This window comes from Streptomyces sp. 4N124, from assembly GCF_052245395.1.
Lineage (GTDB): Bacteria > Actinomycetota > Actinomycetes > Streptomycetales > Streptomycetaceae > Streptomyces.
Map to the genome: position 1 here is coordinate 13,080 of NZ_JBQQBS010000073.1, position 15,048 is coordinate 28,127.

Consider the following 15,048-nt stretch of genomic DNA (forward strand, 5'->3'; position numbering starts at 1 on the left):
TCAAGCTTGCCTCGCGATGTCCACGGCGGTCATCCTTGCCGACCTGCTTTTCTGCCGGAGGTCCGGGGGGTGTCCCCCGGGAAGACGCTGTACTCATGCGCGGACATGCTCTCTGCCGGGACGGCCGCGCGGGCGCGCACCGCCTTGATCTCCTCGGGTTTGCGCAGAGCCTCGGACACGGCCTGGATCTCCTGCAGCAGGTACGTGGTGTCGGGGGTGGCCGTGCCGTCGCTGTCCGGGGAGCGCCGCTCGGCCTCCATGGCGTCCAGGATCGTCACGGCGGCGGCCAGGGACTGCGCCCGGCCGGGTTCGAAACCGAGGGCGAGGGCCGCGTCGTAGGACCGTCCGCGCAGGTTCTCGTCGAGGTGCCGGGAGAGCTGGAGAAGCGCATCGCGGATGAAGGTCTCGCGGCGGATCAGGCGCATCTCGGGGGTCGCGCGCAGGGCGAAGGGCTCGCGGCTGCCCGAGACCGTCCGCATCAGGCGGGCCAGGGGCTTCAGGCTGCGGTGGCGGCGGCGCACCAGCCAGTGTTCCTGGAGGTACTGGCCGGCGTGCGGGACGATGAAGCCGGTCGCCACCAGGGTGGCGGCGACACAGGCGGCCGACGGCGCGACGTTGGTGTTCAGCCAGTCCAGGTCGTGGCCGGTCCACCGGGCGACGACGGCCGTGAGCTTGGCGGCGCTGAAGAGCAGGTTCGTCGCATAGCCGACCCCCAGGAACCTCAGTCCCCAGCGCAGCCAGCCGTCCAGGCCGTCGGTGCGGATCCAGTTCCAGACGAGGCGGGCCGTGACCGAGCAGGCCACAGTGTGCGCGATCAGGTAGAGCAGGATCTCCTCGCGCATGAACGGCGTGGTGGCGTAGTACGTGTCCAGGTCCCGGGGCCGCTCCACGGGCACGTCGGCGAGCGCGAACAGCACCCACAGCGCGACGACGACACCCGCGTAGACGGACACCACCCACCGGGTCGCGCGCCGGGTCTGCGCACGGCGGTCGCTGCGGCCGTTGCGCCAGTGCACGACCAGCAGCAGCCAGGACGCGGACAGTGCGGTGAGCAGGGAGTACACCCAGGGCGCGGCGATGTTCGGCACGCCGGTGACCCGGTTGGTCCAGGCGATCGTGCTCGGGGCCGCGAAGACGAACACCGCGCAGGCGAACAGCAGCAGTCCGCCGACGGCGCGCAGCAGCGGGTCCCGCCACAGCCTGAGGATGCTGGGCAGTTTGATCGCCAGGGCGGCGGTCAGCACGGCGGTCGGGAGCCAGAAGGAGATGTACAGCCCGCTGAGGACGTTTTCCGCCGCCAGGCTGTCGCCCACCGGTGCGGAGACGTGCGTCACCGCTTCGTGCCTCTGCGCCCGCGGTAGCCCATGGACCGCTCCAGCGGATCGAGGGACGGCCTGCCGCCCTGCGCCGACAGATACGGCCGGAACATCGCCGCCAGCCGGTGCCCGAAGTCGTCCGCCTCCGCCTCGTCCGTCTGCCGGGAGCCGTTGCGGGCCGCGACCGTGAGGGCGATGTCGTCCCAGCCCCGGGGCCCGGCCAGGGCATGGGCGGCGGCCGTGCCGATGCCGTGGTGGTGGCGGTGCCCGGCGTGCAGGTGCCACAACTCATGGCCCAGGATGACCAGTTGCTGCACCGCCTCGGCCCGCTCCTCCACGATGACCAGGTCGAAGTCCTGGAACTCCACGCACAGACCGGTGACTTCGATCTCTTCGGGGAACCGTTCGAAGCGCAGCTCGAGGGGCCGTCCGCCGCGGCGGACGCTCATCTCCTCGCACAGCGCCCGGCACACGTCGCGCACCCCGGCCGGGGGGCGTGGCCTGGCCCGGACCGCGGCACCGAGGCCGCCCGCGAGTTCGCGCATCACGGAGCTGGTTCTCGCGCGCCGCAGCGCCGCGGTGATCCGCCCCGCACTGTTGCGCGCGCCGCCCGCGATGCCCATCGGACCCCCTTCTCACCGCCGTTCGGCAGCCGGTCCGAGATTACGCGCCCGGAACTGTCCACGTCATGCGATCGGCCGGCCGTTGTCCAACGGGAAACGACCGGCGCCGACCGAAAGTCCTGTGCGGCCCATTGACGTGCAAGCGCTTCCATTTTACGGTCCCGTTCGAAGTTACGAGCAGAATTCGAAATATCGAACAGTGAGGGCAGGGCGTATGGGACAACCCGGCCTGAATCGCAGGCAACTTCTGGCCACAGCAGGCGGATTGGCGGTCGCGGGCAGCTTCGGCTTCGCCGCACTCGGCACGGGCGCCGACGCGCTCGCCTCCGGCGCGGACACCCGGGTGCGCTACTGGAACCTCTTCAGCGGCGGCGACGGCTACAACATGATCGCGATGCTGGACGCCTTCCGTAAGGCCAACCCGGACATCGCCGTGAAGGACTCCACCCTCCAGTGGGGCAGCCCCTTCTACACCAAGCTCGCCATGGCGGCCGCGGGCAACCGCGCACCCGATCTCGGCGTCATGCACATGGGCCGGGTCACCGGGTTCTCGCCCGGCCGCCTCCTGGACGCCTGGGACGTCGACCTGCTCGCCAAGTACGGCGTACGGCAGCGGGACTTCAACCCCCAGCTGTGGAATCGCGGTGTCATCGACGGCAAGCTCTACGCCGTCCCGCTCGACATCCACGTCCAGCTCTGCTTCTACCGCAGGGATGTGCTGAAGCAGGCGGGGCTGCTCGGGGACGACGGCCGGATGGTCCCGGTCACCTCCGCCGACGAGTGGTTCGACGTGCTGAAGGAGGCCAAGGGGGCCACGAAGAAGGGCCTGCAGACCTTCGGCTTCTGGCACAGCGACCAGAACTTCCAGTGGTGGTTCTTCGTCGCCTTCTACACCCAACTCGGCGGCACCTGGTTCAACGACGCCAACACCGAGGTCACCTTCGACACCGACAAGGCCACTCAGGTCCTGGAGTTCCTGCGCCGGCACATCACCGACGGATACGCCAACCCGAACTTCGGAGGTGGCGCGGGCGCCGAACAGTTCGTCAACGGCTCCCCCTTCGTCTGGGAGGGCAACTGGTCGGTACCGGTCTTCGACACCGCGAAAGTCGAGTACGGCGCGACCCCGCTGCCGCCCGTCTTCGGCAAGCAGGCCACCCACGCCGAGTCGCACGCCTTCGTCCTGCCGCACCAGTCCGGCCGCGGCGGCGCCGCCAACGAGGCCGCCCACGAACTCGCCGCCTACATCGTCAAGGACGCCCGGCAGTGGGCGCTCGGCGGTCACATCCCCGCCTACCGGCCGATCCTGTCCACAGCCGCGTACCAGAAGATGACCCCGCAGAACGAGTACGTCTCCGCCATGGACCACCAGGCCACCGAGCCCAAGGTGTGGTTCGCGGGCTCCACCGGCATCCTCGCCCAGCGCATCGGCCCGATCGTCGTGTCCTCGACGACGGGCTCCGCCAAGCCGGACGCCGTCTCCCGCCGGATGAAGAGCGAGCTCACCAGGCTGCTGGCGACGAAGAACCCCATGGACGGCAGGACCGCCGCGCAGGGAGGTGCGGTCGCATGACCACCAGCGCTCAGACCGTCATCGCACCGGCGCGGGCGAAGACCGCCGCCGACAGCGCCACCGTCCGCCGCAAGCAGGGCTTCCAGCACGGCGGCTGGTTCGTGGCCCCGTTCCTGGTCCTCTTCGCCCTCTTCGTCATCTGGCCGCTTCTCCGCGGCGTCTACCTCAGCTTCACCGACGCCAACATCTCCGGCGACAGCGCGAACTTCGTCGGCCTCGACAACTACCGGGAGGCCCTCCAGAACCCCCTGATGTGGGACACGCTCGGCCACAGCGCGTACTTCACGCTCCTGGTCGTGCCCTGCATCACGGTCCTCGCCTTCCTCCTCGCGATGCTCGCCCACCACATCGAACGCGCCCCATGGCTGTGGCGCCTGTGCTTCTTCGCGCCCTTCCTCCTCCCCTCCACCGTCGCGGGCAACCTGTGGCAGTGGCTGTTCAACCCCGGCACCGGCATGATCAACCACGTCTTCGGCATCGAGACACCCTGGCTGACCGACAAGTCGTACGCCATGCTCGCCATCGTCATCACCACCCTGTGGTGGACGGTCGGCTTCAGCTTCCTGCTCTACTTGGCCGCGCTCCAGTCGATCCCGGATCACCTCTACGAGGCGGCGAAGCTGGACGGCGCGAACGCGTGGCACCGCATGATCCACATCACGCTCCCCATGCTCCGCAACATCACCGGCCTCGTCATCGCGCTCCAGATCCTGGCCTCGCTCCAGGTCTTCGACCAGGCCGTCGTGATGATGGACTTCACTCCCGGCCCCGAGGGCGCGACCCGCACCTTCGTCCAGTACACCCTCGAAGAGGGCTTCACCAGCTACCGCGTGGGCTACGCCTCCGCCATCTCCATCATCTTCTTCGTGATCATCGCGGCCGTCGCCCTCGCCCGGATGTGGCTGCTGCGCAACCGTGAGGAGGGCGCGGCCCGATGACGACCGCCGTACCGATGAAGCCGCGCAAGGCGTGGACCCCCAGCCAGATCATCCTCACCCTCCTCGGCACGGCCGTCTCCATCGTCTTCCTCGCGCCGTTCGCCTGGGGCCTGTTCACCTCCCTCAAGTCGGAGACCGAGGCCGTCGAGGTACCCCCGCACTGGCTCCCGAAGGACTGGACGGGCCAGGCGTGGACGGCCCTGTTCGAGACCGGCAACATCACCAACTGGTTCGTGAACTCCCTGGTCGTCTCCGTCTGCGTGACCTCGGTCGTCCTGCTCGTGAGCGCCCTCGCCGGATACGGCTTCGCCCGCACGGAGTTCCGCGGCAAGGGTGTTCTCATGGCCGTCGTCATGGCGGGCCTGATGATCTCTCCCGCGGTCCTCGGCGTGCCCCTCTTCACCACGGTCCAGCAGATGGGGATGGTCGACACGTACTGGGGCATGATCCTGCCGCAGTGCGCGCCCGCCGCGATGGTCTACATCCTCTACAAGTTCTTCCAGGGCATCCCGCGCGAGCTGGAGGAAGCCGCGTTCATCGACGGCGCGGGCCGCTGGCGCGTCTTCTTCACCATCGTCGTCCCCCTCGCCCGCCCCTCCCTGGCGGCGGTCGGCATCTTCACCTTCATCGCGTCCTGGAACAACTTCCTCTGGCCGTACATGGTGACCAACAACCCCGACCTGATGACCATGCCCAACGGCATCGCGACCGTCATGAACTCCTACGGCATCCAGTGGGCCCAGCTCATGGCCGGCGGCCTCATGGCGGGCCTGCCCCTGATCGTCGTCTTCATCTTCTTCCAACGGCAGATCGTCGCGGGCGTCGCCCACACGGGATTGGCGGGGCAGTGAGAGTGCACAGAGCGGTGACGGCCGTACTGGCGGCGGTTCTCCTGGCCTTCCTCCCCAACACGGCGCAGGCGGCGGAGAGTTACCCCGACCCCCAGCCGATCACCGGCCAGCAGATCATCCACGACCCGACCGTCATCCGCCTCAAGTCGGTCGGTTACGTCGCCTATTCGACCGGCGGCGTGATCGGCGCCCGCGTGTCCAAGGACCGCATCCACTGGACGGACGCGGGCAACGCCTTCGCCGAGCCCCCGAGTTGGTGGTACGAGTACAACGACACCGGCGACCCCTGGGCCCCCGACATCTCCTACCGCGCCGGCCGCTACTGGCTCTACTACGCCGTGTCGAGCTGGGGCACCAACCACTCCGCGATCGGCGTCGCCACCTCCCCCTCCGGCCTCCCGGGCACCTGGACCGACCACGGCAAGGCCTTCACCTCCGAGACAACCGACCACTGGAACGCCATCGACCCCGCCCTGATCAGGTCGGACGGCAAACTCTGGATGTCCTTCGGCTCGTACTGGACAGGCATCCGCATGATCGAGCTGGACGAGAGCACAGGCAAGGCGGAGGCGAACACCCCGGTCCACCACCTGGCCACCCGCCCGGACACGCCCTACGCGGTAGAGGGCCCGTACATCGTCAAACACGGCCGCCACTACTACCTCTTCGCCTCCTACGACACCTGCTGCGCGGGCGTGAACTCGACGTACAAGATCAAGGTCGGCCGCGCTACGAAGATCACGGGACCGTACGCCGACAGCACAGGCAAGCCCATGCTGGAGGGCGGCGGCGACCTGCTCCTGGAGGGGCATGGCAGGTACATCGGCACGGGAGGCCAGTCGGTGTTCAGGGACAGGGGTAAGGACTGGCTGGCGTATCACTACTACGACGCAGAGGACAGCGGCACGCCCAAGCTAGGGCTGAACAAGCTGATCTGGACAAAGAACGGCTGGCCCAAGGCTTTTTAGGGGCGCGGGGCTGTATCAATTTGCGGCTCCGCCGCGTGGGCGCGACCAGCCCCCACAAACCCGCAGACGAAAGGAAACCATGCGAACCGCCCGCTTCACCCTGGACCCCGCATTCACCGTCGGCCAGGTAAACCCCCGCCTCTTCGGCTCCTTCGTGGAACACCTGGGCCGCTGCGTATACACCGGCATCTTCGAACCGGACCACCCCACCGCCGACGACGCAGGCCTCCGCCAAGACGTCCTCAACCTCGTCCGCGAACTCGGCGTAACAACCATCCGCTACCCCGGAGGAAACTTCGTATCGGGCTACAAGTGGGAAGACTCGGTCGGCCCCGCCGAAACCCGCCCCCGCCGCCTCGACCTCGCCTGGCACTCCACCGAGACCAACCGATTCGGCCTCTCCGAATACATCGACTTCCTCCGCAAGATCGGCCCCCAGTCCGAACCCATGATGGCGGTCAACCTCGGCACCCGAGGCGTGGCTGAAGCCCTGGAGCTCCAGGAATACGCCAACCACACGTCCGGCACCGCCCTCGCGGAGCTCCGCGTCTCCCACGGCGACAAGGACCCCTTCGGCATCAAGCTCTGGTGCCTCGGCAACGAGATGGACGGCCCCTGGCAGACGGGCCACAAGACGGCCGAGGAATACGGCCGTGTCGCCGCCGAAACGGCCCGTGCCATGCGCCAGATGGACCCCACCGTGGAACTCGTCGCCTGCGGTTCCTCCAGCCAGTCCATGCCGACCTTCGCGGAGTGGGAGGCGACGGTCCTCAAGGAGACGTACGACCTCGTCGACTACGTCTCCCTGCACGCCTATTACTGGCCCGAGAACGGCGACATCGACTCCTTCCTCGCCTCCGCCGTCGACATGGAGTCCTTCATCGACAACGTCGTCGCGACCGCCGACCACGTGGGGGCGCAGCTCAAGTCGAAGAAGCGGATCAACCTGTCCTTCGACGAGTGGAACGTCTGGTACCTGCCGGAGTGGGAGACGCAGGCGAAGGCGTTCGAGCAGGACGACTGGCCGGAGGCGCCCCGCCTCCTGGAGGACAACTACAGCGTCACCGACGCCGTGGTCTTCGGTTCGCTCCTGATCGCCCTGCTCCGCCACGCGGACCGCGTCACCGTCGCCTGCCTCGCCCAGCTCGTCAACGTCATCGCGCCGATCATGACCGAGCCGGGCGGCCCGGCCTGGCGGCAGACGACGTTCTTCCCGTTCGCGCAGGCGTCGAAGTATGGGCGCGGACAGGTCCTGGACGTACGGGTGGACTCACCGAGGTACGAGACGAAGAAGCACGGCGAGGCCGACCTGCTGCACGCCACCGCCGTACGCGCCGAGGACGGCTCGGTCACCGTGTTCGCGGTGAACCGCAGCCGCACCGAAGCACTGCCGCTCGAAGTCACCCTGAACGGTCTGGACTTGACGTCGGTCGTCGAGCACAGCGCGCTCGCGGACGCCGACCCGGACGCCCGCAACACCCTCGACGACCCCGGACGCGTCCTCCCGCACCTGATCGAGGGCACGGCGCTCACGGACGGCACCCTCACCGCCGTACTGGAACCGCTGTCCTGGAACGTGATCCGGCTGCGCTGAGGCGGGCGGGACCGGTGACAATGGTCGTATGAGGATCTCGGCACGGGCGGACTACGCGGTACGGGCGGCACTGGAGCTGGCCGTGCGCCATGGCGACGGCCCGGTGAAGGCGGAGACCATCGCCACCGCCCAGGACATCCCGCACAAGTTCCTGGAGGGCATCCTCGGCGACCTCCGCCGCGCCGGGCTGGTCGACAGCCGGCGCGGCGGCAACGGCGGCTACCTGCTGTCCCGGGACGCGACGGCGATCACCGTCGCCGATGTGATCCGGGCCGTCGACGGCCCCATCGTGTCCGTACGCGGGGTCCGCCCGACCGGCCTGTCCTACGCCGGGTCGGCCGAGCCGCTGCTGCCGCTGTGGATCGCGCTGCGCGCCAACGTCCGCCGGATCCTGGAGGGCGTCACGATCGCGGACATCGCGGCGGACGCCCTGCCGGTGGCGGTGAAGGAGCTGGCCGCCGAACCGGCGGCATGGGAGAACCCGTAGGAGCCGTCCCAGCTCTCGACGGAGGTCGCCGAGCCGGTCAGTCCCCGGGCTGCTCGCTCAACTGGGTTGTAAATGGCTGGAGTTCGCCCATGACGGCCGGGGGCGCGGCTCGTACGATGCGAACGCCTCTCGCCTTCACAGAAACCTCACAGTTTCTTCAAAACTCAACGAAGGTTGGAGGCACAGCCACCCCCCAACCCTTTGGAGAGACCATGTCTCGTGGACTCCTGCTGAGCGGCGGCGCGCTGGCCGCTCTCCTCACGGCCACACTGCCCGCGCACGCCGCCCCGACCTCCTCGTTCGACGACCCGCCCACGGACAAGGTCGTCATCAAGATCGCCACCGTGAACGGCTCGGGCTGTCCGCTGGGCACGGCCGCGGTGGCCGTCTCCCCGGACAACACCGCCTTCACCGTCACCTACAGCGACTACCTCGCCAAGGTCGGCGGCAACGCCGACCCCACGGCGTTCCGCAAGAACTGCCAGCTCAACCTGATCGTCCACGTCCCCGGCGGCTTCACCTACGGCATCGCCAGCGCGGACTACCGGGGCTTCGCCTCGCTCCAGCGCGGCGCGACCGGCATGCAGAAGGCCTCGTACTACTTCCAGGGCTCGTCGAACACGGCGTCCAAGACCCACACCTTCAGCGGCCTCTACAACGACAACTGGCAGGCCACGGACGAGACGGAGTACGCCCAGATCGTCTGGTCGCCCTGCGGGGTCGAGCGCAACTTCAACATCAACACGGAGCTGCGCGTGAGCGCGGGGACGTCGACACCGGGCAGCTCCAGCTTCATGACGATGGACTCGACCGACGGCAACATCAGTACGACCTATCACATGGCCTGGAAGGAGTGCCCCGGTAAGTGAGCTTGCGGGCGGCCCCGAGCGACCGCTCGGGCCGCCGGCTTCTGTGCCGGTGGCGTGCTTCCTCGACGGGACCGGTCCCGTCGACGCATTGCTAGGAAACGGACATGAAGCTACCCAACCCGTTCCGGCGGCGTCGGCCTTCGTCGGCATCTCGGCAATCGCCGCGACGCCCTGAGCCGAGCAGCACGACCCGCCCCGGCGGCGAGCAAGAACTGCGCGGGCACAGCTCGATCGTGTACCGCCTGGCCACCCTGCCGACCGCCGACGGCGTCCTGCTGGCCAGCGGCGACACCGACGGCGGCGTACTGCTGTGGGACGCCGGCACCGGTGCGCACGTCGCCGGACCGGTCACCGTCGACAGCGTCCATGTGGCGGACCTGGCCGCGGTCGACCTCGGCGCCGACGGCTGGGCGCTGGCGTGCGCCGGCTCCGACGGCGTCACGCTGTGGGACCCGCTCCGGATGGGCCGGCCGGACTACGAACCACGCCGGCTCCTCGACACCGGCGCATCGGAGCTGGCGGTCATCCCGGGTGAGCCGCACCTCATCGTGCTCGCCGACGCCAAAGCGGTCAGGGTGCTGGACCCGGCGAGCGGGCGGCAGCTGTTCGACTTCCGTCAGCCGCATCCCAAGGGCCACGTGGGCGATCAGGTCCACCGGCTGGTCGGCGTCCACCTGGACGACGGCACAGCGGGCTTCGCCGCCGCCCGGTACGGCGGTGGGCTGGAGGTCTGGGCGCCGGGCGGGAGCGGCTGGCACCAAGGGCCCTTCTCGATCATGGCGCCCAGCCCCGGCGACTTCACCGCATACGGCACCCGGCTCGCGGTCCCGTTCCGCCGCTGCATCGACGTATGGGACCTGGAGACCGGCGAGCGCACCGCGCGGGGCGAGCTGGACACTCCCTACGATGTGCTCGCACCGGTGCCGTTGGGCGGGCGGACGGTGATCGCGGCGGCGTTTCGCGAGTACGACGAGTGCGGAGTCCAACTCTGGGACCCGCAGCACCCGACCGCCCTCAGCGCGCCCTTCAACCAACACGGTTCGGCATTCGGCGACCCTTCCTTCGGCAGCGCGAGGATCAACGACGTCGTCGGCATCTCCTGCCCGGACGGCACGACCCGGGTGGCCAGCGCCGGTAACGACGGCTGCGTGCTCATCTCGGCGCCGGTCGGCGAGGACGACCTGGTCGCCGGGCAGCGTCCCGGGCCGGCCCCGGCACGGCGCGACGACGGCGACTACGCGAAGGTGCGCACGAGCGACGGCGAGATCGTCGGCCTGTGGTTCGCCGACACCGAGCGCGCCCGCGACCAGGGGCTCATCGAAGCGTTCCTGTTCGCGGAGGATCTCGCGCATCTGCTCGGCGCGGAGTACCGGGTGGTGCCCAACACCTACGACGACCGTGGCGGCGCGTTCGTCATGTTCGGGCGTCACTTCGCGCCAGGGGAGGACCGTCGGGCATGACCCGGCGCACGGCTCTCACCGGAGGTGCGCCAGGATCGCCTTCGCGAAATCGGTGGCCAACGTGGGGCCGTCCGGGCCCGGGGCGCCCTCTTCCCCGGGGAGGACCGAGAGCCTGAAGGACTGGTTTTTGCCGACGGAGACGTGCAGGACGAACATCTCTCTGCCGTGATCCGTGACGCTGCCCAGCAGCGCCCGGTGACCGCTGATGCTCCTCCTGGTCAGATGGCTGTACTTCGCGGCCTTCGTCTCATCCGTCGACGCGGACGGGGTGAACGACACCAGCCCGCCCCCCGCCCCCCACTGGCAGGACTTGGCGTCGTAGTTCGGCTGGACGGGTTCGGTGAAGATGAACAGCTCGGCGGAACGGAGGTCCTCGTCGTCGAGCGCGCGGCAGGGACGCCGTGAAAGCTCGGCAAGGGTGAGCGGACCGCTGGTCACGGTGCTCGACGGTTTCCCGGCACCGGTCGGGGTCGGGTCCCGGTCCGCCTCACTCCCCCCGTTCGCGTCGCACGCGCTCGCCGCACAGAACACGAGAAGCACGGCCGCGGCCAACGTCAGGGCCCGGCCTGAGCGGTTCCTGGCGCAGGCGTCATCATCTGCTCGGATCACGGGCTGGAGGCTACTGCCGCCGTACCGGGACCCCTCCCGGAGCGACGGGACGCCGGGGCGGTTGGCGTGAACCGATGGCGGCGGACGTCAAGGTCTCTCTAGCGTTGGGCACATGACGGACCATCGGATCGAACTGGCCGACGCCGTGCAGGCGGTGCGGGATGAACTGATCACTGCCGCGGCTCGTTCGTCCGGCCACGACGTGGCCTTCGAAGTGGGCGACATCGAGCTGGAGTTCAGCGTCGAACTGCGCAAGGAGATCACGGGCGGCGTCAAGGTCAAGGCTTGGGTGGTGGAGGCCGGGGGCGATGGAGGCGGCGGTACGACCCGGACGCATCGAGTGGCGCTCACGCTCAAAGCGCTGGACGCGCGGACCGGGGAACCGTGGAAGGTGCGGAACGAGAGCAGGGGGAGTGTCGGGCGGTTCGGCGGGGGTGATGACGCGCGGTGATCGGGGGGAGCGCCCTGGACCGGGTGGTCGTGGTGTGGGGTCGTGGGCAGGGGAGCGGGGTGCTGCTCGACCGGCGGGAGGTGCTCACGTCGTGGCATGTGGTGGCGGGCAGTTCGTCCGTCGAGGTGATCCACCCTTCGTCGGGCAAGCCGGTGCAGTGCTTCGTCGACTGGGTGGACGAGACACTGGACGTGGCCGTGCTGACCCTGGCGGCGGACGTGCTCGGCGCGGAGCGCGCCGCGCCCCTGGGCCGCCTCAGGTGCGGCGACGTCAGCACCCGTGACCCGCTGCCGCACTGCCAGATCGTCGGCTTCCCCCAGATCCAGCGATACGGGGAGCAGGGCACGGATCTTGAGTACGACCAGTACCGCGCGACCGTGTTGCCGATGGCCGGACGGATGAGAGACATCCTGGTCTGCGAACTCGACCAGTCGGCGGCCGACGAACGAGGGCGCGCCACGTCTCCCCTGAGCGGTCTTTCGGGCGCACCGGTCCTGGCCGGCCGGGTGCTGCTCGGTGTGGTGACCCAGGTGCCGCGGGACCGGCACCACCTCAGGATCGAGGCGGTACCGATCACGGCTGTGGCGCGGCGGGACCGGGACCGCTTTCCGCCGCTCCGGGAACGGATCAGGCTGGAGGAGATCACCGACGTTCACCCTCAGGACGAGCGGTTCGAGGTCCAGTACGCGAAGGATCTCAGCTCCCAGTACCGCAAGACGGAGATCTTCGGCATCGAGGAACTCGGCAGGAGCGAGTCCCGCTGGGACCTCGACACCGCCTACCTGAGTCTGCGGGCCGAGGCCGCCCCGTACGTGAAGGGCGTGCGTTCCGGTGTCCCGGACCCGTGGTCCGGTGACCCGTGGTCCGGTGACTCATGGACCGGTGCCTCGGATCGGGACGCCGTTCAGCGCATCGAGAACCTGCTGGCCAACCGGCCCCGTGCCCTGCTGCGCGGCGAAGCCGGGGCGGGCAAGACCACCCTGGTGTGGTGGCTCGCGGCACATGCCGCCGCCGACACCCTGGGCGCGGAGCTCACCGAGCTGAACGGGCTGGTGCCCTTCGTGATCCCGCTGCGTGAGGTGCACGCGCGCGGCAGAGGGTACCCGTCGGTGGCCGAGCTGCTCTGCGCCGGCCGGTCCCTCACGGACGACCCGCCCGACGGCTGGTGCCGCCGCGTCATGGAGGCGGGCCGGGGACTGCTCCTGGTGGACGGCCTGGACGAAGTACCCGCAGCGGAGCGCGAGGAGGCACGGCGCTGGCTCTCCACCCTCCTCGACCGCTACCCGCGCACCAGGTGCCTGGCGACCGTCCGCCCCAACGCGGTCGACAAGGACTGGCTCAAGGAAGAGCACTTCGTCGAACTCACGCTGCTGCCCATGAGCGACGACGACATCCGCACCTTCGTGCGCGCCTGGCACCAGGCTGCCCGCCTCGAATGCGACCACTTCTACGACACCCGCCGAAGCGACGAGGAGAAGCAGCTCCTCGCCTCCCTGGAAGAGGATCTGCTGCACCAGCTGGAGCAGAACAACGCACTGCGGGACCTCGCCCGCACTCCGCTGCTGTGCGCCGTGATCTGCGCACTGCACCGGCGCCGTCGCGGTCTGCTGCCCACCACCCGCTGGTCGCTCTTCAGGGCCGCCCTCGCCATGCTCCTCGGCGGGCGTGACATGGGTCGCGGCGTTCGCCACGCCGATCCCGTCACCCTGGACTCCGACGACCAGCACGCGCTGCTCCAGCGGCTCGCCATCTGGCTGGTACGGACCGGGCAACAGCAGATGACCTATGAGCAGGCCGTCCAGCAACTCGACCTGGCCGTACGGGACATGCCCCAGGTCGCGAAGCAGGGGAACCCGGAGCGCATCCTGCGCTTTCTGCTGGACCGCAGCGGACTGCTCCAGGAACGCGGGGACGACGCGATCCAGTTCATCCACCGTACGTTCCAGGACTTTCTGGCGGCCAAGGAGTTCCACGAGAGCGGCTACGTCCCCGAACTGCTGAAGCACGTGGACAACGAGGCCTGGCGAGATGTGATCGTGCTGGCCGTGGGGCACACCACGCGTCCGTTCGCCGAGAGTCTCATCAGGGAGATCACCGACCTCGGGGACGCCGCCGACTTTGAGCGGTACGACCGGCACGTACTGGCCGCCCGATGTGCGGTCAGTCTGCGGCAGTTGGACCCGGTGCTGATGGAGGCTGTCCGAATCCGGGTGGCCGCGCTGATGCCACCCGCTCACGTGGGACAGGCCGAGGACCTCGCGAGCCTGGGCGAATGGGCCGTGGGAGTGCAGCCGGACGCCGAGCAGGCGGACGGTCCCCTGACCGTCCACACGGTCCGGCTCCTGGGCCTGATCCGCGGCGACGAGGCGAACCGGAAGCTCAAGGGGTACGCGTCGCATCCCGACCCGGCCGTCCGCACTGAGGTGGCGAAGGTCTGGGATCTGCGTCCGTTGGCGGAGTACGCCGACGAGGTGCTGGCCGGGATGCACGTGCCCCAACTCAACGTCAACCGGCCCGAGAAGCTCGTACGACTGGACCTGCTGGGGTCGGTCGCCGAGCTCACGCTGACCGGCTCGTACGAGGCGGCAGAAGTGGCCGCTCACCTGCCGACGCGGCACCTCGTCTCGCTCGGCCTGTACCACAACGACGTGATCGACAGCCTCGCCTTCCTCCGCAGCAGGCCGGACCTGCACCGACTGGAAGCGCGGGGCTGCCCGGCCCTCCGGGACATCCCCGCGCTACCGAGCGTCCGCGAACTGTCGGTGGAGTTCGACTACGCCGAAGGGCTCGAAACCCTGGAGGACTGGGCGGACCTGCGGACCCTGACTGTCTCGGGCTACAACCGGGACGCCTCGGGAATCCTCCGCGCCGCTCTGCGCGCACCCCGGCTCACCGATGTCGTCCTGGGCATCGACTCCCTCGCCGACCTGATCTCCCTCGCCCCGAACCCGCGGATCCACTACCTCAGATTCACCGGCGTGCGCGACTACACACACCTGGGTCTGCTGCGCCAGGTCTTTCCCCGCCTCAAAAGGCTGGAGCTGGGCCTGGTGGATGGCGGCCCCACCGAGGTGCTCGATCTACGTGAGCTGGCGGAGATGCCCGACCTGGAACTCGACTTCTGGGGTGACGTCCCCATCACCTCTCGCATCGTCGGAGCGGAGGCGTTCGGCGACCGACTCAGGCCCTGATGGAAGCTTCGGTAGCCGTGGGGCGTCGGCTCCTGTGACATGCGCGGGTCATTGACGCGCAAGTGATTCGATTCTACGTTCCGTCCGAAGTGACGATCGTTGTTCGAGATACAGAACA

General features: G+C 69.0%; 13 protein-coding genes. 10 read left to right on the forward strand and 3 right to left on the reverse strand.

Annotated features, from left to right (window positions below; all coding sequences use genetic code 11):
* Window positions 1-29: 29 nt before the first annotated feature.
* Window positions 30-1,334 (reverse strand): MAB_1171c family putative transporter, encoded by a 1,305-nt coding sequence (locus ACTWQO_RS42660; protein WP_443242760.1) that lies wholly within the window; start codon window positions 1,332-1,334, stop codon window positions 30-32.
* On the reverse strand, window positions 1,331-1,939 hold the full coding sequence (locus ACTWQO_RS42665; RefSeq protein ID WP_443242761.1) for a toxin-antitoxin system, toxin component family protein: 609 nt from the start codon (window positions 1,937-1,939) through the stop codon (window positions 1,331-1,333). Before ACTWQO_RS42665 ends, ACTWQO_RS42660 begins: the two co-directional genes overlap by 4 nt.
* 214 nt (window positions 1,940-2,153) lie before the next feature.
* On the opposite strand from ACTWQO_RS42665, the gene ACTWQO_RS42670 reads away from it, so the two are divergent.
* From ACTWQO_RS42670 to ACTWQO_RS42705, 8 genes are all read left to right on the forward strand, one after another.
* Window positions 2,154-3,512 carry an extracellular solute-binding protein gene (locus tag ACTWQO_RS42670; protein ID WP_443242762.1) on the forward strand — a complete coding sequence of 453 codons (1,359 nt, stop codon included), beginning with the start codon at window positions 2,154-2,156 and terminating at the stop codon, window positions 3,510-3,512.
* Window positions 3,509-4,450 carry a carbohydrate ABC transporter permease gene (locus ACTWQO_RS42675; protein ID WP_443242763.1) on the forward strand — a complete coding sequence of 314 codons (942 nt, stop codon included), beginning with the start codon at window positions 3,509-3,511 and terminating at the stop codon, window positions 4,448-4,450. Before ACTWQO_RS42670 ends, ACTWQO_RS42675 begins: the two co-directional genes overlap by 4 nt.
* Entirely contained in the window at window positions 4,447-5,301 is an 855-nt protein-coding gene (locus ACTWQO_RS42680; protein ID WP_443242764.1) for a carbohydrate ABC transporter permease, read from the forward strand. Before ACTWQO_RS42675 ends, ACTWQO_RS42680 begins: the two co-directional genes overlap by 4 nt.
* Window positions 5,298-6,269 (forward strand): arabinan endo-1,5-alpha-L-arabinosidase, encoded by a 972-nt coding sequence (locus tag ACTWQO_RS42685; RefSeq protein ID WP_443242765.1) that lies wholly within the window; start codon window positions 5,298-5,300, stop codon window positions 6,267-6,269. The genes ACTWQO_RS42680 and ACTWQO_RS42685 overlap by 4 nt, the downstream gene beginning before the upstream one ends.
* Before the next feature lie 79 nt (window positions 6,270-6,348).
* Complete coding sequence (arfA, locus tag ACTWQO_RS42690) at window positions 6,349-7,863, forward strand: arabinosylfuranosidase ArfA (RefSeq protein WP_443242766.1); 1,515 nt, start codon at window positions 6,349-6,351, stop codon at window positions 7,861-7,863.
* 28 nt (window positions 7,864-7,891) lie between these two features.
* The gene (locus ACTWQO_RS42695; RefSeq protein ID WP_443242767.1) at window positions 7,892-8,350 is read left to right on the forward strand and encodes an RrF2 family transcriptional regulator; all 459 of its coding nucleotides are present in this window, start codon (window positions 7,892-7,894) and stop codon (window positions 8,348-8,350) included.
* 212 nt (window positions 8,351-8,562) lie between these two features.
* Entirely contained in the window at window positions 8,563-9,219 is a 657-nt protein-coding gene (locus tag ACTWQO_RS42700) for a DUF4360 domain-containing protein (protein WP_443242768.1), read from the forward strand.
* Between the two features lie 233 nt (window positions 9,220-9,452).
* Window positions 9,453-10,679 carry a WD40 repeat domain-containing protein gene (locus ACTWQO_RS42705; protein ID WP_443242769.1) on the forward strand — a complete coding sequence of 409 codons (1,227 nt, stop codon included), beginning with the start codon at window positions 9,453-9,455 and terminating at the stop codon, window positions 10,677-10,679.
* 15 nt (window positions 10,680-10,694) lie between these two features.
* Here the strand turns inward: ACTWQO_RS42705 and ACTWQO_RS42710 are convergent, their stop codons facing one another.
* The gene (locus ACTWQO_RS42710) at window positions 10,695-11,288 is read right to left on the reverse strand and encodes a DUF3558 family protein (RefSeq protein WP_443242770.1); all 594 of its coding nucleotides are present in this window, start codon (window positions 11,286-11,288) and stop codon (window positions 10,695-10,697) included.
* A gap of 112 nt (window positions 11,289-11,400) precedes the next feature.
* Between ACTWQO_RS42710 and ACTWQO_RS42715 the strand changes: the two genes are divergently transcribed.
* Together ACTWQO_RS42715 and ACTWQO_RS42720 are read left to right on the forward strand one after the other, a co-directional pair.
* Window positions 11,401-11,739 (forward strand): trypco2 family protein, encoded by a 339-nt coding sequence (locus tag ACTWQO_RS42715; protein ID WP_443242771.1) that lies wholly within the window; start codon window positions 11,401-11,403, stop codon window positions 11,737-11,739.
* Window positions 11,736-14,930 carry an NACHT domain-containing protein gene (locus ACTWQO_RS42720; protein ID WP_443242772.1) on the forward strand — a complete coding sequence of 1,065 codons (3,195 nt, stop codon included), beginning with the start codon at window positions 11,736-11,738 and terminating at the stop codon, window positions 14,928-14,930. The genes ACTWQO_RS42715 and ACTWQO_RS42720 overlap by 4 nt, the downstream gene beginning before the upstream one ends.
* The last annotated feature ends 118 nt before the right edge of the window (window positions 14,931-15,048 follow it).